This is a genomic window from Mesorhizobium sp. WSM4846 (genome assembly GCF_055811415.1).
The window spans coordinates 16,038-38,363 of record NZ_JBVVPZ010000017.1 but is presented as its reverse complement, the minus strand read 5'-3'; the positions used below and the strand labels follow the sequence as shown (position 1 = coordinate 38,363).

The window sequence follows — 22,326 nt, the reverse complement described above, 5'->3', positions numbered from 1 at the left end:
ACATGAACATTAAACAAGAGCTGCCCTGGGACAACCCACGTTTTCGCAACTGGGTCGCGGTGGCGCGCGCCTGCCATGTGCTGGAGCGCACGCTGGCAGTGAATCTAGCGCCGCTGGACCTGAAGCCGGCGCAGCTCGACGTGCTGATGAACCTTTATCGCCATCCCGGCATGTCGCAGCACGATCTCGCCCGCCGGCTGCTGGTCGGCCGTTCCAACATCACCATGCTGCTGCCGCAACTCGAGACACGCGGCCTGCTGCGCCGCGAAGGCGATCAGAAGGACAAGCGCGTGCTGCGCCTGACCCTGACCGAAGCCGGCACGGAACTGCTGATGCAGGCGCTGAAGGTTCATATGGCGCTGATCGAGAAAGCGATGAGCCAGTCGACGCCGGAGCAATGCGACATGATCGGCGAGCAGATGCGCAAAATTGCCGACGTGCTCAAGGAAGCGTGACCCGCTCACCACATCGACTTTTTCGCGCGCTCCGGCCATTCCCTGTCGTAGGCCTCGCCGTCGATGCCTTTCCGGCTGGTGATTTCCAGGATCTTTCCGGGTGTCGGCAGCGACTTCGGGTCGACATGCCTCGCCGGGTTCCACAGTTCCGACCGATGGACGGCGCGAGCGCACTGGAAATAGACCGAATCGACATCGATGACCGTGACCGAACGCGCCGGTCGGCCGTCGACGCTGAACGAGGCACACAGCGCGGCATCCGTGGTGATGTGGGCGCGGCCGTTGACGCGCAGCGTGGTGCCGCAGCCTGGGACCAGGAACAACAGGCCGACGCGCGGATCGCGAATGATGTTTTTTAGCGAATCGGCACGGTTGTTGCCGCGCCGGTCCGGCATCATCAGGGTTTTCGGATCATGGATGCGGACGAAGCCGGCGAGATCGCCGCGCGGCGAGCAATCCAGCCCTTCCGGCCCGCAGGTCGCGAGCGCGGCAAAAGGCGAGGCCTCGATGAAGGCGGCGTATTCGGGAATGACATGGTCGAGTTCCTTGACCAGCGACGTCTCGCCGGGCAGCCCATAGAGCGCTTCGAGCTGTTCGACCGTGGTGATGACGGACATGTTTTCGCCTCCGAGCATCCGCAGCCGCTACTCCAAATCGGTGACGCTTTGACGACGGGCTGGAGCTACCGATCGCGGCTTAGCCCCTTCTCTTCCAGCTCGGCGAGATAGGCGGCCCAGCGTGCGTCCTTCTCATGACCCAGCGTATGCAGGTAGTTCCAGGTGAAGATGCCGGTATCGTGGAAATCGTCGAAGGTGATGCGGACGGCATAGTTGCCGACCGGTTCGATCTTCAGGATCGCAACCTTGCGCTTGCCGGGAACGGTCACGCGCTGTTCGGGCGAATGGCCCTGCACTTCGGCCGATGGCGAGGCCACCCGCAGCAGCTCCGCCGGCAGCTCGAACGGCTGATGGCCAGGGAACGTCACGGTTAGCAGCCTGCGGTCCTTCGAGACCCTGAGTTCCTTCGGCGCCGTCATGGTGATAAGTTCCGCATCATCTGTCCTTTCCCTACGCCGCTTCGCGCAGCGGGAAAAGGCCGCTTCGAAACTTCCGACACGATCTGTCGGCGCGATGTTGCCCAGGATCGAAACTTCTTGTCTTGAATGGCAGGTTGGATCGTATCACATAGCCATATATAACGATGCCGTTCGCAGCCACGGGAAACGCACCAGCATGGACATGATCGATCCTTTTGGTCGCACGATCAGCTATCTGCGCGTTTCGGTCACCGACCGCTGCGACTTCCGCTGCACCTATTGCATGGCCGAGGACATGGCGTTCCTTCCCAAGAGGGATTTGCTGTCGCTGGAAGAGCTCGACCGGCTATGCACGGTTTTCATCGAAAAGGGCGTCAGGAAACTGCGTCTTACCGGCGGCGAGCCGCTGGTGCGCAAGAACATCATGCATCTGGTGCGGCAGATTTCGCGTCATCTTGAAAGCGGCGCTCTGGAAGAACTGACGCTGACCACCAACGGCTCGCAGCTTTCGCGCTTTGCCGCTGAACTCGCCGATTGCGGGGTCAAGCGCATCAACGTCTCGCTGGACACGCTGGACCCGGAAAAATTCCGTCAGATTACCCGCTGGGGCAATCTCGACAAGGTCATGGATGGCATCGACGCCGCGCAGGCAGCGGGACTGAAGGTGAAGCTCAATGCGGTGGCGCTGAAGGATTTCAATGACGCCGAACTGCCCGAGATGCTGCGCTGGGCGCACGGCCGCGGCATGGAGTTGACTGTCATCGAAACCATGCCGATGGGCGAGATCGACGCCGACCGCACCGACCAGTATCTGCCGCTGTCGCTGCTGCGCGCAGCACTCGAGCGGCAGTTCACGCTGACCGACATCCCCTACAAGACCGGTGGCCCGGCCCGCTACGTCCACGTCGCCGAGACCGGTGGCAGGCTCGGCTTCATCACGCCGATGACGCATAATTTTTGCGAAAGCTGCAACCGCGTCCGGCTGACCTGCACCGGCACGCTCTATATGTGCCTCGGCCAGGAAGATGCCGCCGACCTGCGCGCACCGTTGCGTGCATCCGAAGGCAACGAACTGGTCGCCGACGCCATCGACGAAGCCATTGGCCGCAAGCCGAAGGGCCATGATTTCATCATTGACCGCCGCACCAACCGTCCGTCGGTATCGCGGCACATGAGCGTCACCGGCGGCTGATCTTCCTGGTCGCACCGCCGAAATAAATCCTGCCGCTCTTGCGAGGAGGTTGTAACGAGCCGCCGAAGGCCGTGGACCAGCCCTTTGACGTTGCTGTCTTGCCGCCGGCTGGTAGAGGCTTGATGCAGGACCACAGTGGTAACGCCTTTGCTTTTTTCCCCAAATCTTCGCGGTGCACTGTTCATGGTGGTGGCGATGAGTGGTTTCACCCTCAACGACGCGATCACCAAAGTCGCGTCGGAATCCATGAACATGGCGCAGGTCATGCTGATCCGCGGCGCCTTCGCTTCGCTTTTCGTAGGCCTGCTTGCCTGGCAACGCGGTGCGCTTGCCCTGCCCGGCTCGATGCTGCAGCCGATGGTGGCGATACGCGTGATCGGCGAAGCCGGCGCTACCGCGTCGTTTCTCATCGCCCTTGCCCATCTGCCGATTGCCAATGTCTCGGCCGTGCTGCAGGCGCTGCCGCTGGCGGTGACGATGGGCGCAGCACTTGTGTTCAAGGAAGGCGTCGGCTGGCGGCGCTGGCTGGCTATCGCCATCGGCTTTGCCGGCGTGCTGATCATCGTGCGGCCCGGCTTCGAGGGGTTCAGCATCTATTCGCTGCTGGCGCTGGCCTGTGTCGCCTGTTGTGCGGTGCGTGACCTCGCCACCAAGCGGATACCGCAAGCCATTCCGACATTGCTGGTGTCGACCACCACGGCACTCGCCATGACAATGCTCGGCGCGGCGCTGCTTTTGCCGATGGGCGGGTGGACACCGATGACGGGGGAAAGCACGGCGTTCCTGGCATTGGCGGCAGTGCTCGTGGTCATCGGCTACCAGTTCATCATCATGGCGATGCGGGTGGGCGACATCTCGTTCATCGCGCCGTTCCGCTACACGGCCCTGCTCTGGTCGATCCTGCTTGGCCTGTTCATCTTCGGCGACGTTCCCGACCTGCCGATGATCCTCGGTGCCAGCATCATCGTCTGCTCCGGCCTCTACGCACTTTACCGCGAACGGATCGTCGGCCGGCGCAAGACAGCCGCCGAAAGCGCTGGACCTGATATGGCGCCGGACGGCATATAGGCTTGCCGTTCGCCACGAGTGACCTTGCCCGTGTCGACGGTCTGTTGCAGAGCATGAAGCCATGATGAGACGCGTCTTCGGTATCACCGGCTGGAAGAATTCCGGCAAGACGACACTGACCGAAAAGCTGGTCGCCGAGCTCGTCCGGCGTGGCTGGAAAGTCTCGACTGTAAAACACGCCCATCATGCCTTCGACATCGACAAACCGGGGGCAGACAGTTTTCGCCATAGGCAGGCCGGGGCCACTGAAGTCGCCATCGTGTCGGACAGGCGCTGGGCGCTGATGCACGAATTGCGCGGCGAGGACGAGCCGACGCTGGATGCGATCCTGTCGCGGCTCGCCACCGCCGACATCGTGCTGGTCGAAGGCTACAAGCGCGAGGCGCACAGCAAGATCGAGACGCGGCGGATGGAGGCCAAGGACTGGGCACCGCTTTCGGCAAATGATCCGCACATCGTCGCCATCGCCGCCGACTTCGCCGTAGCCGGCGAAAGCCTGCCCGTCTTCGATCTCGACGACACCAGATCGATAGCCGACTTCATCGAGCGGGCGACAGGTTTGACGCGCTGAGGGACTGCCGAAGAAGCATCGGCCGCCCCCTTTTTCGTCGTTGCTATGCCTGCCGCAGCGTCAGCATTGTCCGGCAATGCGAAACCCGCAAGCACCGGTTTTACAGTTGCTTTTTCTTGGGAAAGAATGGGAGTATCGCGCCAGCGGGCGGTCAACAGAACCGCCCACAGAGCCGTTCGGGAACGACGGCCGGGAACATACAGAGAGGACTATCATGCGTACTGCACTGCGTATCGCGCTCGCCGCATCGGCGGCGCTGCTGACATTGGGCGTTGCCCAGGCTCAGGAGAAAACCTTGAGGATCGGCTCGGAGGGAGCCTATCCGCCGTTCAACAACCTGACCGCTGATGGCCAGCTCGTGGGCTTCGACATCGATATCGCCAAGGCGCTTTGCGACGAGATGAAGGTGACGTGCACTTTCGTCGCGCAGGATTGGGACGGCATCATCCCGGCGCTTCAGGCCGGCAAGTTCGACGCCATCGTCGCCTCGATGTCGATCACGCCGGAGCGTGCCGAGAAGGTCGACTTCACCAACAAATACTACAACACGCCGCCTGCCATCGCCGCGCCCAAGGACAGCGATATCAAAGGCGTGACCAAGGAGGACCTGGCCGGCAAGACGATCGGCGTGCAGGCGGCCACCACCCACTTCAATTATTCAACCAAGACTTATGCCGACAGTACAATCAAGCCATACCCGACCGCGCAGGAATACCAGCTCGATCTCGCCAATGGCCGCGTTGATGCGGTCAACGACGACATCACCGTTATCGAAGGCTGGCTTGCCACGCCGGACGGTGCCTGCTGCAAGCTGATCGGCGCAATCACGCCCGACATCGAGATCCATGGTCCGGGCGCCGGCATCGCGGTACGCAAGGGCGATACTGCGTTGGTCGACCAGTTCAACAAGGCGATCGACGCCATCCGCGCCAACGGAAAGTACAAGGAAATCAACGATAAGTACTTCAAGTACGATGTCTACGGCGGCGAGTCCTGATCCTTCCGGATTGACTGCGAACGGCGGGACGTCCCCGCCGTTTGCGCAAGCGGCGGCGCGCCAGGGCTGACGCCGCGCTCTCAAAAAAAGCCATAGAGGAGAACAGGCAGGCGGATGCAAAGCGTTTGGACGCTGCTCAGTTGGGGACCCGAAGGCTGGCTCGACGACATCGCCTATGGTGTTTTCATCACCGTTTCGCTTGCAGCCGCGACCCTGCCGCTGGGTCTGGTGATCGGCTTTCTGGTTGCACTGGCCAAGCAATCCAACGAGCCGTCGCTGCGGCTGGCCGGCAATATCTACACCACGATCTTTCGTGGATTGCCTGAACTGCTGACCCTGTTCATCATCTTTTACGGCGCGCAAATCGGCATCCAGCAATTGATGCGCCTGTATGACCCGACCGCCGCGGTCGAAGTGAATGCGTTTGTTTCCGGCATGATCGCGCTCGGCGTCGTCTTCTCGTCCTACGCCAGCGAGGTCTTCCTCTCCGCATTCCGCGCCATCCCGAAGGGACAGTATGAGGGCGGCTATTCGGTTGGCCTGTCTGGCTGGCAGACGATGCGCCTTGTGGTGCTGCCGCAGCTTATCCGTATCGCGCTGCCGGGTCTTGCCAATCTGTGGCTCATCCTGCTCAAGGATACCGCCCTGGTTTCCGCCATCGGTCTTACCGACATATTGCGGCAAGCGGGCGTCGCTGCCCGCGTCACCAAGCACGCCTTCCTGTTCTTCGGTGTTGCCGCGCTTATCTATCTGCTCCTCGCCATCATATCGTCCTTCGGCATCAATGCGATCGAACGTGCGGTCGGCCGCCAGCAGGTGCAACGATGAGCGCGGCAGCAGCCGACGTGGCGACGAAGGTCGAAAAACCGCCAGCAATCCCACACGGCTGGCCGCGCCAACGTATTCTCGGCTACGCGCTGGTCTGTATGTGGATAGCTTTTCTTGCCGGGATTGCTGCCTACCTCATTGTCGCCTGGAACGGCGAGCTTTTCGCGAAATATGCGCCATCCTATGTGACAGGGCTAGGTGTGACGCTTTTGCTGGTCGCCATCTCGATCGTGCTTGGCGCGATCCTTTCGGTGCCGATCGCCTATGCCCGCATGTCGAAGAACCGGTTTCTTTCGGGTCTTGCCTACGCCTATGTCTACTTCTTCCGCGGCACGCCGCTGCTGGCCCAGACCTTCCTTGTCTATTACGGCGTAGGCTCCTTCCGGCCGCAGCTCGATATGATTGGCCTCTGGAGCTTTTTCCGCGAGGCGTTCAACTGCGCAATCTTCGCCTTCTCGCTCAATACTGCCGCCTATCAGGCTGAAATCCTGCGCGGCGCGATCGAGAGCGTGCCCAGGGGCCAGTGGGAGGGCGCTGCCTCGCTCGGCCTGCACAAATTGCAGACGATGTGGAAGATCATCCTGCCGCAGGCACTGATCGTGGCGCTCCGTCCCTACGGCAACGAGATCATCCTGATGATCAAGGGCTCGGCGATCGTAGCCATCATCACCGTCTACGATCTGATGGGCATCACGAAGCTCACCTATTCGCGGACTTTCGACTTCCAGTCCTATGTCTGGGCGGCGATCATCTATCTGATCATTGTCGAAACGCTGCGCCACGCAGTCGAATGGATCGAACGGCGCATTACGATCCATCTGCAACGCTGACTCCCATCGCTTTGCCTGATCCGCTAAGAAGGCCGGAAAACAGGCTTCTAAGGGATTCGAAAACATGGCATCGGTTGCATTTCTCGGTCTTGGCGTCATGGGCTATCCAATGGCCGGACATCTCAGGAACAAGGGCGGCCACGACGTTACCGTCTACAACCGCACCAAGGCAAAGGCCGAGCAATGGGTTGCCCAGCATGGCGGCAGTGTTGCCAATACGCCGGCTGAGGCCGCCGATGGCAAGGACTTTGTCTTTTGCTGCGTTGGCAATGACGATGATTTGCGCGCGGTGACGATCGGAGCCGAGGGTGCATTCCAGTCGATGAAGACGGGAGCCATCTTCATCGACAACACCACGGCCTCGGCTGAAGTCGCGCGCGAACTGGCGGAGAAGGCGCAAGTTCGCGGTTTTTCGTTCCTCGACGCACCGGTCTCCGGCGGTCAGGCCGGCGCCGAAAACGGCATCCTGACCGTCATGGTCGGCGGCGAGCAGAAAGCCTTCGAGCAGGCGAAGCCTGTCATCGATGCCTATGCCCGCATGGTCGGGCTGATGGGCCCGGCCGGCTCGGGCCAACTCACCAAGATGATCAACCAGATCTGCATCGCCGGCCTTGTCCAAGGGCTGGCCGAAGGCATTCATTTCGGCAAGAAGGCTGGGCTCGACGTCGAAAAGGTCATCGAGGTGATCTCCAAGGGCGCGGCCGGCTCATGGCAGATGGAGAACCGCCACAAGACGATGAATGCCGGCAAGTATGATTTCGGCTTCGCTGTCGACTGGATGCGCAAGGATCTCGGCATCTGCTTGGCGGAGGCCGACCGCAACGGCGCCAAGCTGCCGGTGACGGCACTTGTCGACCAGTTCTACAAGGATGTGCAGGGGATGGGCGGCAAACGCTGGGACACGTCTTCGCTGCTGGCGCGATTGGAAAAGTAGGTTTTGTCGTGGCCGAGCTCTTGCCTCAATCCAGCGCCGAGGAGATTGTCGCCCATCTGCGCTCGATCGGCTCGCAGGAGAACCGCCTTGGCATGCTGCGCTACGGCATCAAGATCGAACGTGCGCTCGGAATCTCGCATGGCGTGCAGCGGCAGATTGCCAAGAAAATCAAGCGCGACCATGAACGTGCCTTCGAACTATGGGAGTCGGGCATCATGGAAGCGCAGTTCATCGCTTCCGTCACAGCCGATCCGAAGCGGTTTTCTGCCGCGGATGCAAGACGATGGGCGGCGACTTTCGACTCGTGGGATATCGTCGACGGCGTCTCCGATCTCTTTGTCGATACGGATTGCTGGAAGGCGCTGATAGAAGAGTTCGCGGCCGACGAACGCGAGTTTGTTCGACGCACGGCTTTTGCGATGATGGCCTGGTCGGTCGTCCACCGGAAGAAGGAGCCAGAGGCGACCTTCCTCGACTCCTGTCGATCATCGAAGCGCACGCCGGCGATGGCCGTAATTTTGTGAAGAAGGCGGTGAACTGGGCGCTTCGCTCTATCGGCAAGCGATCGATGAACTTGCACCGCGCTGCCCTTGCCCTGGCACAGAAGCTGGCCGGATCGACCGACAAGACGGCGCGCTGGATCGGCAAGGACGCTGCACGGGAGCTTTCCGATGCCAAGACGCTCGAGCGGCTCGCCAGGAAAGGCTGAGCGGAGCCAAATCCGCTTTACTGAGGTGACGCGATCCACGCGCGCCGATTTCGAGAACCTGTTCGAGCAGCCTGGCGGCCCGAAATATTGCTGGTGCATGGCCTGGCGACACCTCGAAAACCGCGAGCATGCGTCCAACGACGCGAGGAGACGGGCCATGGTGGCGCTCATCGAAGCCGGCACGCCGGTCGGTATCGTCGCCCATGCCGAAGGCAAGACCGCCGGCTGGTGCTCCGTGGCGCCACGCGAGACCTATCGCAAGCTGTCGCAGGCGCAGGACGACAGCGAGGCAGGCGTCTGGTCGATCGTCTGCTTCCATGTGCTGAGGGCGTCGCGCGGCCGTGGACTGGCAAGCGCCCTGCTCGACGCGGCCATCGATCACGCCTTTGCCAAAGGCGCCAGGACCATCGAGGCCTATCCGGTCGATCAGGCATCGCCGAGTTACCGTTTCATGGGCTTTCGAGAGATGTTCGTGGCCCGCGGATTCCACGAGATCGGCATGGCCGGCTCGCGCCGGCATGTGATGCGGCTCGAACGTTGACGCTGTCGGCGACGGCAGCTTTACTCCTGTCAAATGGAGAGCACACGGTGAGCAATCGTTTCAAATCGACAGCGGCGCTGGCGGCCGTGCTGATTTCCATAGTGGCGGGCAGCGCTTCCGCCGAAACCGCGCGCATATTCTGGAAGGACCTGCGCCCGGCGACCCAGCCCGCTGCCGAAAGTGTCGGATTGCCGATGGTCGCGGCAAAAATGCCTGACCGCGGCGAGACGCTGTCTGTCAATTTGCGAGACAAGGCCGTCCAACTGGCGGGCTACGCCCTGCCGCTCGACCGGGACGGCGATCTCGTCTATCAGTTCCTGCTGGTGCCGTGGACAGGGGCGTGCAGCCACATGCCGACGCCGCCGCCCAATCAGATCGTCCTCGTCACGCCCGCCCGCCCCTACAGGATGTCGCAAGCCTATCAGCCGGTTGCCGTGACCGGCGCGCTGGAGCCGGGCATGGAGAAAAGTCAGCTGTTCATCCTCGACGGTGTCAGCGTGATCCAGTCGGGTTACACCGTGCGCAAGGCGGAGGTGACGGATGTCGATGGTGTGCCGGACACGATCACGCTGCCGGCAAACTCGCCGTGGAGTTTCCTCAACAAAAAGAAGAACTAAGCAACAACTCCTCAGGCAGCGTTGGCGCCCGATTCCTTGTCCAGGACCATGTAGTCGAGCGGCATTTCGGTCGTGTATTTGATCTGCTCCATGGCAAACGACGACGAGACGTCGCGGATCTCGATCTTGGCGATCAGCCGCTTGTAGAAGGCGTCGTAAGCAGCGATGTCGGGCACCACCACGCGCAAGAGATAGTCGACGTCGCCGCTCATCCGGTAGAACTCGACCACTTCCGGAAATTCCTGGATGACCTCCGAAAAGCGCCGCAGCCACTCATGGCTGTGCGAATTGGTGCGGATCGACACGAACACGGTGACACGCACATTGACCTTTTCATGATCGAGGATGGCGACGCGCCGCTTGATGACGCCTTCCTCCTCGAGCTTCTGGATGCGCCGCCAGCAGGGCGTGGTCGACAGTCCGACTTTCTTGGCGACATCGGCGACCGCGAGCGTCGCGTCCTCCTGCAAGAGGCGGAGGATTTTTCTGTCAAGGCGGTCCATTTGGGTGCTCCCACGGGATAGATCAGGAATAGATTGGCTATAGTCCTTCTTATTTTGGCCATTCACAAGAAAGAAATTCTGTCAGATGGCGCAAAAGCGAGTGATTTCTTGCTTACGCGTCAGCCGAGGCGATAGCGGATTTCCGATCTCAGAAATGGCAGCAAATCCATTTCAAACCACGGATTGCGCTTCAGCCAGCCGGTGTTGCGCCACGACGGATGCGGTAGGGGCAGCACTTTCGGGGTGCTGGGCGCATCCCAGATGGTGCGCCAATCCATCACCGTCTCGGTCAGCGAGGGCCGGCGCGCAGCGCCCATGTGCCAGGATTGCGCATAGAGGCCGATCGTCAGCACCAGGTCGATATGCGGCATCAGCGCCATCAGTGGCGCACGCCAGGCCGCTGCACATTCGCAGCGCGGCGGCAGGTCGCCGCCCTTGGCATCCTGGCCGGGAAAGCAAAAGCCCATCGGCACGATGGCGAATTTAGTCGTGTCGTAGAATTCGTCGCTGCTGACGCCCAGCCAGTCCCGCAACCGATCGCCGGAGGCGTCGGTGAACGGCATGCCTGACATATGCACCTTGGTGCCCGGTGCCTGGCTGGCAATCAGGATACGGGCGCTTGACGATGGCCTGAGCACAGGGCGCGGCTCATGCGGCAGCGGCCGGCCGACCGGGTTTTCGACGCAGATACGGCAGGCGCGTACCCTCGCCGCGAAGTTTTCCAGCTCTTCGCTCATGTCTGGGGCTCATTCTCAGGCGGCGGCGCTCGGCCGGCTGGAGATCGCCTGATGCCAGCGCAGCACGTTGGCACAGTCTTCCGGCACCTTGATACGCGCCGGCTTCATGAAGTCGATGGCGATCAGCCCGGTGATGTCGGCGATCGAATAGGCGTCGCCGGCGACGAATTCGCGGTTCGCCAGTTCGTCGTCGAGGAGTTTCAGGAATTCAACGGCTTTCAGCTTGTTGGCCTCGCCCCATTCGGGGATTTGCGGAATTTCCCATTCCTTCATCGCCGGATGGACGTGGCGGAACGCGGCGCTGACGCAGTTGAGCAAGTTGAGCTCCATCCGTCTTTGCCACATCTCGACCAGCGCCTTGCCGAGCGCGCCGCGGCCGAATAACGCCGGTTCCGGGTGCAGTTCCTCGAAATAGCGGCAGATGGCGACGGATTCGGTGATGACGGTGCCGTCGTCGAGTTCGACCACCGGCAGACGCTGCAGCGGGTTGCGCGAACTGACCGGCTGCTCTCTGTGCTCCAGCGCGCCCATGTCGACGGGCACCAGCGGAACCTCAAGCCGCTTTTCGGCGAGGAAGACGCGAACCCGCCGTGGATTGGGCGCCCGGCCGCCGTCGAAGAGTTTCATCCCATCCTCCTTTCGTCTCGGCCCGACGGCCGGAATCGATTGCCGGAAAGCACGACGCGAAGATTAAAAAATCTTGGCGCATGGCTTGTGTCGTCCGACTGGACGCACGTCGCTCTGTTGCAACACTATAGGGTTGACCATCACCAGAAGCGAAAAATTTCTCGCAGGCCATCGCCGATCGAAGCCAAACGGCCGTGCTTTCTTTCGACCACTTCGTGATCGCGGCTCTCGCGCCAGTCGTGCGGCTCGTCGAAAGTGCCGGCCCAGATGCCGGCCTTGCCTGATCGGGCAGCGGCCTCCTCGGTTTCGAAATCGCCATAGGCAACTGCCCAGCCGGCCTCGACCTGGGCGCGGTTGAGATCCTTGCCGCCGGCGTTGCAATCGCCGAGCAGCCGGCGGTATCGGTCGCGCTGCCAGCCGGTGCAGGAGACGGGTCTGCCTGATATCAGACGTACCAGCGACTGCCGCGCCAGCTTGCCGCAGGGATAGTCGGCGCCGTCCTTGCGGCAAATCTGCGAATATTCTGGCGCATCAATACCGCGCATGCGGATGCGCTCGGTACCGAGCGTGATCGTATCGCCGTCATTGACGACGGCGGCACCCTCAGCCTTGCGCGTCTCGATCCGATCAAGGCGCGCCGCCAGAAGGATCAGCAGACCGAGGACAAGCACGGCCAGTGCATAGTCCACCAGCCGGCGCCAAAGGCTTCGCGGCTGCGGCGGGACGTATCGCAGTCCCGGCCGCCGCGACCACGAACGGCTCATATGGCAAACCGTTGGTTAATCATTCGAACGTAGCTTAACAATTTGAAACCGCTGCCCGCATAAATTGAAGTCTCCATGCCCTCGCAACGTTCGACCACAGCGGACAAGTTTATTGTGGACCGCCGAAAACCCCATCGCAACAGCGATGTGGCGCGCGCGGTGCGCAAGACGCGCGACCGTCTTTCGCAGCAGGCCGGAAATCCTGATTTCGACCGAGAGCTGTTGAAACTCCACGCCCGTGCGATGATAGGCGGCGCGATCATAGTTCCGCTTCTCGTCCTGGCGACCGCCGCGGCCGGTCTGTTTGCTGGTGTCGGTAAGGTAATTGGCGTCTGGGCGCTTTTTATACTCATCTGCTACGCCATCGTCGTGTTCATGGCGAGGCGCGTCGACCAAACGGAAGCTGCCGAACTCAACCCGCTGCAAACGCACCGTGATTTCCTGATAGGCCATTTCCTTTGCGGCCTGGGCTGGGCCTGGTTTGCCTGGCTCGGTTGCGACGCTTGCCAGGTCGACCAGTTCCGTTTGATCAAGGGTGTGGTGCTGCTGCTTGCCATGGCAGCGACCGCGATCACGGCGTCATCGTTGCGCGGTGCGTTGCTGGCGACTTTCGCCGTTCCGGTGGCCGCCTATGCCTATGCCGGCACCAGGCAGTGGATGCCGGTCGAGTTGATCATGGCCGGGCTGCTGATTGTCGCGCTGCCCTTCTTCGCCTATGTGGCGCGCCGCCTCAATCGCTCGTCCTTGATGCTGCTCTCGTTCCGCTCCGAAAAGGACGCGCTGATTGCCGAATTGGACACAGCGAAATCGATGTCGGACGAAGCGCGCCGACGCGCCGAGGACGCCAATCTGGCAAAGTCGCGGTTTTTGGCCTCGATGAGTCATGAGTTGCGGACGCCGCTCAACGCCATTCTCGGTTTCTCCGAGGTGATGGCGAACGAGGTGCTCGGACCGATGAGCAATCCGACCTATCGCGACTATGCTCGCGACGTCCATGACTCTGGCCAGCACCTGCTCGACCTGATCAACGAAATCCTCGACCTATCGCGCATCGAAGCGGGCCGCTACCAGCTCAACGAAGAGCCGATGATGCTGCTTTCCGTCGTCGAGGATTGCTGTCACATGATGGAGCTGAAGGCGCGCAACAAGGACATCCGCATCGTCCAGGATTTCGAAAACGCCTTGCCGCGCCTGTTCGCCGACGAACGCGCGGTGCGACAGATCGCGCTCAATCTTTTGTCGAACGCAATCAAGTTCACCGGAACAGGCGGCGAGATCCGCGTGCGCGTCGGCTGGACGGCGGGCGGCGGCCAATACTTCTCCGTCAAAGACAATGGGCCCGGCATTCCGGAAGACGAGATTCCGGTCGTGTTGTCCGCCTTTGGCCAGGGTTCCATCGCCATCAAGAGCGCCGAGCAAGGCACCGGGCTTGGCCTGCCGATTGTCCAAAGCCTGCTCGCCATGCATGGCGGCGAGTTCGAACTCCATTCCAAACTGCGCGAAGGCACCGAGGCGATCGCCATCTTTCCGTTGAGCCGGGTGATGGAGGAATTGCCGGCGCTGCCGACCAGGGCCGTAGCTGCGCGCCGCCGATAGACGCTTAATGCATGTCGCGCAAAAGTGTGCAGCGGTTTTGCGATAATGACATGCGTAAAAACAACAACCGAAAGCGCGTCGCATGAGGGGGTCGAACGCGACGCGCTTTAGTGAAGCGCCGCTGCCATGCCCGAGGCGGTGAGCGCAGCGGCTTTGACCAGGCCGGCCGCAAGTGCCGCCCCTGCCCCCTCGCCGTGGCTGACGCCGAGATCAAGCAGCGGGCGCAAGCCGAGCCGCTCGGCGGCCCGAGCATGCGCCGGCTCTGGCGACAGGCTGGCAAGCAGGCAATGATCGAGCGCAGTGGCGTCGGCGGCATGCAGCGCCGCTGCAGCGGCTGTCGCAACCAATCCATCGAGCAGGACGGGGATCTTCTGCGTGCGGGCGGCGAGGATGGCGCCGGCAATCGCTGCGAACTCACGGCCGCCAACCCGGCGCAACGCTTCCAGCGGATCCCTGAGACTTGTGCCGTGAAAGGCTAGCGCGGCATCGACCACTTCCGCCTTGCGCACCCGCATCGATCCATCGGCGCCCGATCCGGATCCGACCCAATCTGCGCCACTGCCGCCAAACAGTGCGGCAAGCAAGGCCGCGGCAACGGTGGAATTGCCGACGCCGAGGTCGCCAAGGCAAAGCAGATCGGCGCCGCCGGCGATCGCCTCCATACCGAAGGCCATGGTGGCGGCACAGCCGCGCTCGTCGAGTGCTGCATCCTCGGTGATGTCGGCGGTTGGAATGTGCAGCGCAAGATCGAACACTTTCAGGCCGAGATTATTGGCGATGCAGATCTGGTTGATCGCCGCACCCCCGGCCGCGCAAAGTTCGACGGCGTTCGCCGTGGCAGCGACATGCCGTGGCGAAATGCCGTGGCGAGCGACGCCGTGATTGCCGGCGAAGATCGCCACCAGGGGCCGGTTCACTGCCGGCGGCGCGCGGCCGCTCCAGGCGGCCAGCCAAGCCGCGATGTCCTCGATGCGGCCGAGCGAGCCTTTGGGTTTGTCGGCCTTGGCAAACAGCGCACGGACGCGGGCTTCGGCTGCCGTGTCGGCCCGTGGCAGGGTTGCCAGAAGATTGCGAAAATCGTCGAAGGGCAGCGCGCTGGTCATGTCGTTGATGATCGTTCCCGAAGTTGGTGAGCGGCATAGCCGCCTTGCTCGGCCGGCACAACTGCCTGCATTGACGCGAAAGCGGCTGCCGGCGGCGCATTCCGGAGGGCTTGCATTGGCGTTGCCGTTACACCATGTGGAGGCGAGACGAGGGATTCCTGACGGAACCCTGAGAGAATAAACATGACGGCCATCGAATCCCCATGCGTCCTGGTCTGTTCGATCGATATGAAAACCGGCTTCTGCTTCGGTTGCGGCCGCACGCGCGAGGAAATCGGCGCCTGGATCGAGATGACCCCTGAGATCCGCCGCAGCGTCATGGCCGAGCTGCCGGCCCGGCTGGAAACGGTTGAGCGCAGACCGCGCCGCGAAACCCGCCGCACCCGCCTGGCGCGCGAACGCGACGCTCTCTCGTGAGCCGCATATGAACCGGATCTTCTGGGCTTTGATGATCCTGCTCGGGGCAGGCGTTGTCCTGCTCATGCTTAACGATTCCGCCGGCAGCACATTCGGCGTCGAGAATTACCATTTCAGCCGGCTGATCTGGCTTGGCGCCCTGGTCGCGCTCATCGGCGCCAGCCTGCTCAGATCGGGCAGACCCTTGGGCACGATGGCCCGCAGCCTGGGCACCTGGGCCGTCATCGTGCTCGCACTGATCGCCGGCTACCAGTACCGTTATGAATTGCAGGATTTCGCCAGCCGGGTGACGGCCGGCCTTGTTCCCGGCAGTCCACTGGCGTTGGGCCTCGACGACGGCCATGCCACGGTGACCCTGGACAAGGCCGGCAATGGCCATTTCGAAGCGCGCATCCTGGTCAACGGCACGCCGGTCCGGGCTGTGGTCGATACCGGCGCAACCAGCACCGTCTTGACCGCGCAGGACGCGCAAGCGGCCGGCTTCAACCCAGCCGCTCTCAATTTCACCATACCGGTTTCCACCGCCAACGGCATGGCGCGCGCCGCAGTCGTGAGAACCGACGAATTGGCGATCGGCGGGATCGTGCGCAACGACATGCCGGTCATGATCGCCGCGCCCGGCATGCTCGGCCAGAGCCTGCTCGGCATGAATTTCATCGGCTCACTGTCCGGTTTCGACGTGCGCGGCGACCGCATGATCTTGCGCGATTGAACAGTCAGGCGGCTTTGGCGCCGCTCAGAGAGCGTTGAGCATCTCGACCGCTTGATCAAACCGGCCGTCCCGCTCCGCCGCGCAGGAAGCCCACGCGCTCCACCAGGATCTCCTTGGGCGTAGGCTCCCGGCTGAACAACGCCATCGCCTCGTCGACAAACGCATTGAGCGGCATATACTCGTCGCGCATCGACTGGCCGGGCGTGAGTTCAGTGCGAACCGCTGGCGGCGCAAGCTCGATCACTTCGACCTTGCCCCTGAGTTGCTCGCGCAACGACACCGTATAGGAATGGATCGCCGCCTTGCTGGCATTGTAGGTCGGCGTGCCACTCAGCGGCACGCGATCTGGGAACTTCCAGGGCAAATCGTGACCCAAAGCCGACGAGAGCAGGACTAGGCTCCGAAGCGATACTCTTTTATCATGGTACAGTTGCCCAGCGCCGGAAACTACCATGGAGCGCGGGCTTGCGGCGATACTTGCCGCTGACATCGTTGGCTACAGCCGCCTTATGGAAGCCGATGAGGCGGATACCCTCGCGCGCCTGAAGAGCACCCGCGAGAACCTGATCGATCCGAAGATCGCCGCTCATAAGGGGCGCATCGTGAAGCTCATGGGCGACGGCGCGCTGATAGAATTCTCCAGCGTGGTCGACGCGGTCGGTTGCGCCGTCGAAATCCAGCGGACGATGGCGGAGTGCAACGCCGAACTGCCGAAGGAAAAACAACTCGAATTCCGCATTGGCGTAAACCTTGGCGATGTGATTGTCGAAGGGCAGGATATCTATGGCGACGGCGTGAATGTCGCAGCGAGACTGGAAGGATTGGCCGAACCCGGGGGCGTCCTTATTTCAGGAACGGCATTCGATCAGGTCGAGAGAAAGCTGGATTTTGAGTTCGAATTCTTGGGTGAACAAAAGCTCAAGAATATCGAAAAACCTATTCGTCTGTATCGGGTAGGCCCGCGGGCACGCGCCGCATCCGGAACAGTTCCAGCAAAACGCAAGCGCTATCTCGAATGGCGCCGGCCGGCGGTCGCGGCGACGGCGTTGATCCTGATCGCCGGAGGTGTAGCACTTTGGAAGGTCGTCGGGGACGGTTCAGGACCGCCGGTCGAGGTGGCCTCCAGGGAAAGAATGGCGCTCCCGCTACCTGACAAGCCATCGATCGCTGTATTGCCATTCACCAACATCTCGAGCGACGCCGGCCAGGAGCACTTCGCCGACGGCATGACCGATGACTTGATCACCGACCTTTCCAAGCTTTCCGGCCTCTTCGTGATTGCGCGAAACTCGACATTCATTTACCGCGGCAAGCCGGTAAAAATCAGCCAGGTCGCCGAAGAACTTGGCGTGCGTTATGTTCTCGAGGGAAGCGTACGGCGAGCCGGCGAGCAGGTGCGAGTCAACGCCCAGCTCATCGATGCCCTCACCGGCGGGCATGTGTGGGCGGACAGGTTCGATGGAAACGTCGCCGATATTTTTGCGGTCCAGGACGTTTTTGTCGCAAAGATCGTCGAAGCGTTGAAGGTCAATCTCACCACCACCGAAAAAACGGAAATAGCCCGCGCCAAGCCGGACAATATCGCAGCCAAGGAAGCTTTCGAAGAGGGTTGGAGCCTTTATCTCCGTTACAACGCAAAGGACACAGCTGCCGCCATCACTTCCTTGAAAAAAGCAACCGAACTTGATCCCGAATATGGGCGAGCTTATGCCGCCCTGGCGCTGGCCTACTTCCGCGTCGTTGACTCACTCTGGGGTAAAGAACTCGGAAGGGACGAACCATATTTCTGGTGGGGAGCTCACGATTACGTAGAGCTGGCCAAGAAATATCCAACGTCACTGTCTTATACGGTCGAGGCATTGCGGAACGTTTATCAAGGTCTGGCCAAAGATGCACGCAGGAATGCCGGTCGAGCGATTGCATTGGATCCCAACGACCCCGAAGCACACATCGCAATGGCTTGGGCGCTGACGATCTCAGGCGAACCTGCCGAGGCGCTGAATTTCGTCGCGACCGCCATGCGGCTCAACCCGACCTATCCAAGCCACTACGTTCTCGCTCGTGGATTGGCGCTTTTTGCAATGGGCGATCTGAAACAAGCGGCTGAGGTGTTCGGAGACGGCGTCAGGCGAAACCCAGATGCAACTGCGCTCTTTCTACCACTCAGTTCCGTGCTGGCGCAGCTCGGGCGCCGGGAAGAAGCCAGGCAAATGCTCCTGAAGTTCCGACCGGGTGCAGACCAGAAAGGGCTCGAAAATCTTCCCGACACCTATATCTTTTCGTTCCAATGGGATTATGAACACGGAGCGCCTGTATGATGGTCTCCGTATCGCTGCGCTGCCGCTGGCCATCACCGTTACGAGCCTGGAAGCAGAGCTTGAGACCGGCAATCCCTTTTCCCAGCAATATGCGGCAGAGCGACTGGGCTGGTTTGGACCAGCGGCAGCACAAGCCGTTCCGGCTCTGGTTGAAGCGCTTAAGGTTGAATATCTCCGCCGGGATGCCATCGAGGCGCTGGGAAAGATCGGGCCTCCGGCACGAGCTGCGATACCTGCGCTCGTGGCACTCCAGAATGAAGCTCTAATTGGCATTCACGCAAAGGACGCGCTGTCCAAAATCAGAGGCAATTGATCGACCCTGGACGCGCGCCCGGGATTTCCGCTTGTGGTCCAACGCGGACCTGCTGCGATGTCCGCTCGGGAGCCGCTGCTGGGGGGCAAGGAGACATTAGACGCATCCAGTCCGCCATCCCAGTTTATGAGTAGACGGCCTAGGCGAACCACCAGCGTTCGGCGATCTTAAGCCCGTCCATCGGCCAGTTCGACGCCACCTCGCCATGGGCGAGAGCCTTGGTGTGGGCATCGACATAGGAGTTGAAGACGACATTAATGAGCCCGCCGTCGTCATGCAGCAATTGCTGCATTTCGGCATACATGCCGGCACGCTTGGTATCGTCGGTCTCCGAGCGGGCGGCGACGAGCAGCTCATTAAAGCGCGGATTTTTCCACAACGTTTCGTTCCACACCGCTTCCGCCGCATAGGCGGTGGTGAACATCCAGTCGCACGTCGGCCGGCCGGCCCAGTAAGAGGCGTAGAACGGCTTCTTGAGCCAGACATTGTCCCAGTAGCCTTCATTGGGCTCCCTGATCACATTCAGGTTGAGCCCGGCCGCCCGGGCATGCTCCTGCCACAGGAGAGCCGAGTCGGTCGCACCCGTGAACCCGGCATCCGCGACCGACAGGTCGAACTGGGTGTTCTCGGCCCCCACCTTCTTGAGAAGGCTCTTGACTATGTCGGGGTCGTAGACGTGCTTCGGCTGCGGATCGATCGCGAACTTGACGGTCGGTGCGATCGGATTGTCGTTGCCGACGGCGCCGTGGCCGAGAAACACCTTCCGCACGATCTCGTCGCGATTGAGCGAGTACTTGACCGCATTCCGCACATCGGGATTGTCGAAGGGCGCCTTCTGGACGTTCATGACATAAACGTAGTGGCCGTAGCCCGTCGTCTCCGAGATCACGAGATCGGGGTTCTGCCTCAGAATGTCGAGCGTCTTCAGATCGCAGCGATCCATGTAGTGGACCTCGCCGGTGTTGAGCGCGTTGGTGCGCGCCTTCACATCGTTGATCGCCAGGCATTCGACACGGTCGAACCAGCCCTTGTCGGATTTGAAGTAGCTCGGGTTCTTGTTGAAGGTGGCGATGACGCCGGGCTCGAATTTCTCGAGCATGTAGGGGCCGGTGCGGATGCCCGACTCCCAGTCGACGCCGCCCTCTTTCGCCGGCATGACTGGGATATCCGACATGATGTAGGGGAAGTCGGCATTGCCGCCGTCGAGTTCGAACACCACCGTCTCGGCACCGTCGGCGACAACATTCTTGACCGAAGCCAAGAGCGATTTCATCACCGATTTCGTGCCCTTGACGTTATGGTGCCTGACAGAGGCCACGACATCGTCGGCGGTAACCGTCTTGCCATTGTGAAAGGTGGCTCCTTTCCTCAGTTTGAACACCCACTTCTTGGCGCCGTCTGACGGCTCAAAGCTCTCGGCGAGGTCGGGGACCACGTTGCCCTTGGAATCGATCTCGGTCAGGCTGTTCGACAAGGTTCCGAATAGCGCGGTGCCGGTGAACGGGTTGACGTTGGTACTACCCGGGTCCAGTGTATCGGTGGCGGCGGCGTCGCCGATGCCGATCTTCAAGGTGCCGCCCTTCTTGGGCTCGGCACGCACCGCCTGGACGAACATCGCATTGGCGGCCGTGGCGGTAAGGCCGGCGGCGAGCGCCAGCTGAACAAAGTCGCGACGCGAAACCCTGCCTTTCGCGGCAAGCTTGGCGGACAACTTCAGTTTCGTTTCAAATTCCGTCACGGATGCTCTCTCCCTCGAACGGAAGATCATGCGAGCCCTCGGCGGCCCGAGAGACTTTAGGACGATAGCACAACAGGTATTCCCGAGCTAACGAGGAACCTCCGGCAGCGCACGGTCGGACTCGTGTCCTCTCGCTTGCTCCCGCGCGGACTTGGGCCTCGCCCGGGGCGGATGGATCGGTCGATATCCAGTTCGTTGGCTGCGACGGAAAGATTGCCAACCTGTATTTCGATTACACCTGGCTGGAGTTACTGGGTCCGCCTCTATCACCCGCGCACGCAAATTTTAGATCGCACATGGGTATTCCCGGAGCCGAAGCTGATGAATTGATATGAGGATGTCGAATGTCCGCTCTTCCAAAGCTGCCCTGGAATCGCTTTCGCTAAAGTCCGTTTCTGGTGCTACCTGCCCGTTCAGGTGGCCGCTACAGTTGATTGCGAGCGACCCTGGGCAGTCTTTCGAAACGAACGCCCGACAGAATCATCATTTGTTCTCGCTTAGCGTTGTTTGGCGTACCTTCAACGCGATGCCCTCCGCATGATCTTGCGCGATTGGACAGTCAGGCTGCTTCCGCGTTCGTGCCGCCAAAATCGACTGCGGCGAAGGCCGCCTTCAGCACATCGGGTCCGGCGCCCGGCCTTGTCGCATCGGTCGAAAGGATCTGCCGGTAACGGCGCGCACCGGGCAGGCCGTGGAACAGGCCGACCATGTGACGGGTGACATGGCCAAGCCGCCCGCCCCGCTCGATATGGCGTGCCGCATAATCCGCCATCGCATCGATCAGCGCGGCAAAATCGAACGTATCGGGTTTGTCGCCGTAAAACGCCGCGTCGACGCCTGCCAGAATGCCCGGCGTATGATAGGCGGCGCGGCCGAGCATGGCGCCGTCGACATGATCAATGTGGTCAAGTGCCTCTTCAAGAGATTGAATTCCGCCGTTGATGCCGATGAATTTGTTTGGATTTTTGGCCTTCAGCCGATACACTCTGTTGTAGTCGAGCGGCGGGATGTCGCGGTTTTCCTTCGGGCTCAGCCCTTCCAACCACGCCTTGCGGGCATGCACCCACAGCGCGTCGGCGCCGGCCGCGAAAACCCCGTCCGCCAGCGTATCGAGCGCCGGCTCAGGATCCTGCTCGTCGACGCCGATGCGGCATTTGACGGTAACCGGAATGCTGACAGAAGCCTTCATCGCCGCGACGCAATCGGCGACCAGGTCCGGTGCTTTCATCAGGCAGGCGCCGAACGTACCCGACTGGACGCGGTCGGACGGGCAGCCGACATTGAGGTTGATCTCGTCATAGCCGAAGGCTTCGCCGATGCGGGCCGCCTCGGCAAGCTTCTGCGGATCGGAGCCGCCGAGCTGCAACGCGACCGGATGTTCCGTACCATCGAAGCCCAGCAAGCGCTCGCGCTCGCCGTGGATGACCGCGTCGGCGACGACCATCTCGGTGTAGAGCAATGCCCGCCGCGTCAACTGGCGATGGAGGAACCGGCAATGCCGGTCCGTCCAGTCCATCATCGGAGCGATGGCAAACTTCCTGCCTAAGTCGTTCATTTCGTCACACCTTTTCTCAGTCGGTCCAATACCCCATTGGCCCATCTGATAAGAGGTTCCCATATCATATCCAAAAACACGCTTAACAGCGACGGAAGCTTCTGAGAAGCGCTTCCGGGATCACCTCGCTGATCGCCGCCGCCAGACCGGGATGATCGTCGGACC

At 61.5% G+C, this 22,326-nt stretch carries 22 protein-coding genes and 4 pseudogenes; 16 read left to right on the top strand and 10 right to left on the bottom strand.

The window, feature by feature from the left end:
* Positions 1 to 2 precede the first annotated feature (2 nt).
* Entirely contained in the window at positions 3 to 455 is a 453-nt protein-coding gene (locus AC0L15_RS16215; protein ID WP_287248639.1) for a MarR family winged helix-turn-helix transcriptional regulator, read from the top strand.
* Positions 456 to 460: 5 nt separating this feature from the next.
* On the opposite strand, the gene AC0L15_RS16210 is transcribed toward AC0L15_RS16215, so the two are convergent.
* Positions 461 to 1,072, bottom strand: a complete 612-nt coding sequence (locus tag AC0L15_RS16210; RefSeq protein ID WP_128184208.1) for a pyridoxamine 5'-phosphate oxidase family protein — start codon at positions 1,070 to 1,072, stop codon at positions 461 to 463.
* Positions 1,073 to 1,137: 65 nt separating this feature from the next.
* Positions 1,138 to 1,491, bottom strand: a complete 354-nt coding sequence (locus tag AC0L15_RS16205; RefSeq protein WP_128169523.1) for a gamma-butyrobetaine hydroxylase family protein — start codon at positions 1,489 to 1,491, stop codon at positions 1,138 to 1,140.
* 196 nt (positions 1,492 to 1,687) lie between these two features.
* Between AC0L15_RS16205 and moaA the strand changes: the two genes are divergently transcribed.
* The 10 genes and pseudogenes from moaA (at position 1,688) to AC0L15_RS16155 (ending at position 9,778) form a co-directional block, all read left to right on the top strand.
* The gene (gene moaA, locus AC0L15_RS16200; RefSeq protein WP_287248635.1) at positions 1,688 to 2,683 is read left to right on the top strand and encodes a GTP 3',8-cyclase MoaA; all 996 of its coding nucleotides are present in this window, start codon (positions 1,688 to 1,690) and stop codon (positions 2,681 to 2,683) included.
* 147 nt (positions 2,684 to 2,830) lie between these two features.
* Positions 2,831 to 3,751, top strand: coding sequence for a DMT family transporter (locus tag AC0L15_RS16195; protein ID WP_027151756.1), 921 nt, complete (start codon positions 2,831 to 2,833; stop codon positions 3,749 to 3,751).
* Between the two features lie 61 nt (positions 3,752 to 3,812).
* Positions 3,813 to 4,322, top strand: coding sequence for a molybdopterin-guanine dinucleotide biosynthesis protein B (gene mobB / locus AC0L15_RS16190; RefSeq protein ID WP_287248634.1), 510 nt, complete (start codon positions 3,813 to 3,815; stop codon positions 4,320 to 4,322).
* A 214-nt stretch (positions 4,323 to 4,536) separates the two neighbouring features.
* Positions 4,537 to 5,319, top strand: a complete 783-nt coding sequence (locus AC0L15_RS16185) for an ABC transporter substrate-binding protein (protein WP_287248633.1) — start codon at positions 4,537 to 4,539, stop codon at positions 5,317 to 5,319.
* Between the two features lie 114 nt (positions 5,320 to 5,433).
* The gene (locus tag AC0L15_RS16180) at positions 5,434 to 6,147 is read left to right on the top strand and encodes an ABC transporter permease (RefSeq protein ID WP_077378081.1); all 714 of its coding nucleotides are present in this window, start codon (positions 5,434 to 5,436) and stop codon (positions 6,145 to 6,147) included.
* Complete coding sequence (locus tag AC0L15_RS16175; protein WP_236373373.1) at positions 6,144 to 6,977, top strand: ABC transporter permease; 834 nt, start codon at positions 6,144 to 6,146, stop codon at positions 6,975 to 6,977. The genes AC0L15_RS16180 and AC0L15_RS16175 overlap by 4 nt, the downstream gene beginning before the upstream one ends.
* Positions 6,978 to 7,035: 58 nt before the next feature.
* A pseudogene (locus AC0L15_RS16170) lies at positions 7,036 to 7,911 on the top strand (NAD(P)-dependent oxidoreductase); the annotation flags it as partial.
* 8 nt (positions 7,912 to 7,919) lie between these two features.
* Positions 7,920 to 8,620 (top strand): annotated as a pseudogene (locus tag AC0L15_RS16165) (DNA alkylation repair protein).
* Positions 8,583 to 9,161 (top strand): GNAT family N-acetyltransferase, encoded by a 579-nt coding sequence (locus tag AC0L15_RS16160; RefSeq protein ID WP_287248630.1) that lies wholly within the window; start codon positions 8,583 to 8,585, stop codon positions 9,159 to 9,161. The pseudogene AC0L15_RS16165 and the gene AC0L15_RS16160 overlap by 38 nt, the downstream one beginning before the upstream one ends.
* A gap of 47 nt (positions 9,162 to 9,208) precedes the next feature.
* A complete protein-coding gene (locus AC0L15_RS16155; RefSeq protein WP_473496581.1) occupies positions 9,209 to 9,778 on the top strand; it encodes a DUF3299 domain-containing protein in 570 nt (189 codons plus the stop codon).
* 11 nt (positions 9,779 to 9,789) lie between these two features.
* Here the strand turns inward: AC0L15_RS16155 and AC0L15_RS16150 are convergent, their stop codons facing one another.
* The 4 genes and pseudogenes from AC0L15_RS16150 to AC0L15_RS16135 all read right to left on the bottom strand — a co-directional run bounded on the left by AC0L15_RS16150 (position 9,790) and on the right by AC0L15_RS16135 (position 12,409).
* Complete coding sequence (locus AC0L15_RS16150; protein WP_006333679.1) at positions 9,790 to 10,281, bottom strand: Lrp/AsnC family transcriptional regulator; 492 nt, start codon at positions 10,279 to 10,281, stop codon at positions 9,790 to 9,792.
* Positions 10,282 to 10,400: 119 nt separating this feature from the next.
* Positions 10,401 to 11,018, bottom strand: a pseudogene (locus AC0L15_RS16145) (uracil-DNA glycosylase family protein); the annotation flags it as partial.
* A gap of 15 nt (positions 11,019 to 11,033) precedes the next feature.
* Positions 11,034 to 11,645 carry a glutathione S-transferase gene (locus tag AC0L15_RS16140; protein WP_287248627.1) on the bottom strand — a complete coding sequence of 204 codons (612 nt, stop codon included), beginning with the start codon at positions 11,643 to 11,645 and terminating at the stop codon, positions 11,034 to 11,036.
* 140 nt (positions 11,646 to 11,785) lie between these two features.
* Positions 11,786 to 12,409 carry a thermonuclease family protein gene (locus AC0L15_RS16135; RefSeq protein WP_287248626.1) on the bottom strand — a complete coding sequence of 208 codons (624 nt, stop codon included), beginning with the start codon at positions 12,407 to 12,409 and terminating at the stop codon, positions 11,786 to 11,788.
* A gap of 75 nt (positions 12,410 to 12,484) precedes the next feature.
* Between AC0L15_RS16135 and AC0L15_RS16130 the strand changes: the two genes are divergently transcribed.
* On the top strand, positions 12,485 to 14,005 hold the full coding sequence (locus tag AC0L15_RS16130; protein ID WP_287248625.1) for an ATP-binding protein: 1,521 nt from the start codon (positions 12,485 to 12,487) through the stop codon (positions 14,003 to 14,005).
* Positions 14,006 to 14,112: 107 nt separating this feature from the next.
* Here the strand turns inward: AC0L15_RS16130 and AC0L15_RS16125 are convergent, their stop codons facing one another.
* Positions 14,113 to 15,108: a nicotinate-nucleotide--dimethylbenzimidazole phosphoribosyltransferase gene (locus AC0L15_RS16125; RefSeq protein ID WP_287248624.1), complete on the bottom strand. Its 996-nt coding sequence runs from the start codon at positions 15,106 to 15,108 to the stop codon at positions 14,113 to 14,115.
* 183 nt (positions 15,109 to 15,291) lie between these two features.
* On the opposite strand from AC0L15_RS16125, the gene AC0L15_RS16120 reads away from it, so the two are divergent.
* Together AC0L15_RS16120 and AC0L15_RS16115 are read left to right on the top strand one after the other, a co-directional pair.
* Complete coding sequence (locus AC0L15_RS16120) at positions 15,292 to 15,525, top strand: DUF1289 domain-containing protein (RefSeq protein ID WP_027151770.1); 234 nt, start codon at positions 15,292 to 15,294, stop codon at positions 15,523 to 15,525.
* Between the two features lie 7 nt (positions 15,526 to 15,532).
* Complete coding sequence (locus AC0L15_RS16115; protein ID WP_287248623.1) at positions 15,533 to 16,237, top strand: TIGR02281 family clan AA aspartic protease; 705 nt, start codon at positions 15,533 to 15,535, stop codon at positions 16,235 to 16,237.
* A gap of 24 nt (positions 16,238 to 16,261) precedes the next feature.
* Here the strand turns inward: AC0L15_RS16115 and AC0L15_RS16110 are convergent.
* Positions 16,262 to 16,577: pseudogene (locus tag AC0L15_RS16110) on the bottom strand (SDR family NAD(P)-dependent oxidoreductase); the annotation flags it as partial.
* Positions 16,578 to 16,689: 112 nt separating this feature from the next.
* On the opposite strand from AC0L15_RS16110, the gene AC0L15_RS16105 reads away from it, so the two are divergent.
* Positions 16,690 to 18,555 (top strand): adenylate/guanylate cyclase domain-containing protein, encoded by a 1,866-nt coding sequence (locus tag AC0L15_RS16105; protein WP_287248621.1) that lies wholly within the window; start codon positions 16,690 to 16,692, stop codon positions 18,553 to 18,555.
* Complete coding sequence (locus tag AC0L15_RS16100) at positions 18,533 to 18,868, top strand: HEAT repeat domain-containing protein (protein WP_287248619.1); 336 nt, start codon at positions 18,533 to 18,535, stop codon at positions 18,866 to 18,868. The genes AC0L15_RS16105 and AC0L15_RS16100 overlap by 23 nt, the downstream gene beginning before the upstream one ends.
* Positions 18,869 to 19,007: 139 nt before the next feature.
* On the opposite strand, the gene AC0L15_RS16095 is transcribed toward AC0L15_RS16100, so the two are convergent.
* Complete coding sequence (locus tag AC0L15_RS16095; RefSeq protein ID WP_473496569.1) at positions 19,008 to 20,606, bottom strand: ABC transporter substrate-binding protein; 1,599 nt, start codon at positions 20,604 to 20,606, stop codon at positions 19,008 to 19,010.
* A 559-nt stretch (positions 20,607 to 21,165) separates the two neighbouring features.
* Positions 21,166 to 22,161, bottom strand: a complete 996-nt coding sequence (gene dusA / locus AC0L15_RS16090; RefSeq protein WP_287248615.1) for a tRNA dihydrouridine(20/20a) synthase DusA — start codon at positions 22,159 to 22,161, stop codon at positions 21,166 to 21,168.
* Positions 22,162 to 22,326: the final 165 nt, after the last annotated feature.

Coding starts and splice junctions, on each gene's coding strand:
- AC0L15_RS16215 (WP_287248639.1), top strand. CDS start 3: ATGAACATTAAACAAGAGCTGCCCTGGGACAACCCACGTTTTCGCAAC.
- AC0L15_RS16210 (WP_128184208.1), bottom strand. CDS start 1,072: ATGTCCGTCATCACCACGGTCGAACAGCTCGAAGCGCTCTATGGGCTG.
- AC0L15_RS16205 (WP_128169523.1), bottom strand. CDS start 1,491: ATGACGGCGCCGAAGGAACTCAGGGTCTCGAAGGACCGCAGGCTGCTA.
- moaA (WP_287248635.1), top strand. CDS start 1,688: ATGGACATGATCGATCCTTTTGGTCGCACGATCAGCTATCTGCGCGTT.
- mobB (WP_287248634.1), top strand. CDS start 3,813: ATGATGAGACGCGTCTTCGGTATCACCGGCTGGAAGAATTCCGGCAAG.
- AC0L15_RS16185 (WP_287248633.1), top strand. CDS start 4,537: ATGCGTACTGCACTGCGTATCGCGCTCGCCGCATCGGCGGCGCTGCTG.
- AC0L15_RS16180 (WP_077378081.1), top strand. CDS start 5,434: ATGCAAAGCGTTTGGACGCTGCTCAGTTGGGGACCCGAAGGCTGGCTC.
- AC0L15_RS16175 (WP_236373373.1), top strand. CDS start 6,144: ATGAGCGCGGCAGCAGCCGACGTGGCGACGAAGGTCGAAAAACCGCCA.
- AC0L15_RS16160 (WP_287248630.1), top strand. CDS start 8,583: ATGCCAAGACGCTCGAGCGGCTCGCCAGGAAAGGCTGAGCGGAGCCAA.
- AC0L15_RS16150 (WP_006333679.1), bottom strand. CDS start 10,281: ATGGACCGCCTTGACAGAAAAATCCTCCGCCTCTTGCAGGAGGACGCG.
- AC0L15_RS16140 (WP_287248627.1), bottom strand. CDS start 11,645: ATGAAACTCTTCGACGGCGGCCGGGCGCCCAATCCACGGCGGGTTCGC.
- AC0L15_RS16135 (WP_287248626.1), bottom strand. CDS start 12,409: ATGAGCCGTTCGTGGTCGCGGCGGCCGGGACTGCGATACGTCCCGCCG.
- AC0L15_RS16130 (WP_287248625.1), top strand. CDS start 12,485: ATGCCCTCGCAACGTTCGACCACAGCGGACAAGTTTATTGTGGACCGC.
- AC0L15_RS16125 (WP_287248624.1), bottom strand. CDS start 15,108: ATGACCAGCGCGCTGCCCTTCGACGATTTTCGCAATCTTCTGGCAACC.
- AC0L15_RS16120 (WP_027151770.1), top strand. CDS start 15,292: ATGACGGCCATCGAATCCCCATGCGTCCTGGTCTGTTCGATCGATATG.
- AC0L15_RS16115 (WP_287248623.1), top strand. CDS start 15,533: ATGAACCGGATCTTCTGGGCTTTGATGATCCTGCTCGGGGCAGGCGTT.
- AC0L15_RS16105 (WP_287248621.1), top strand. CDS start 16,690: ATGGAGCGCGGGCTTGCGGCGATACTTGCCGCTGACATCGTTGGCTAC.
- AC0L15_RS16100 (WP_287248619.1), top strand. CDS start 18,533: ATGAACACGGAGCGCCTGTATGATGGTCTCCGTATCGCTGCGCTGCCG.
- dusA (WP_287248615.1), bottom strand. CDS start 22,161: ATGAACGACTTAGGCAGGAAGTTTGCCATCGCTCCGATGATGGACTGG.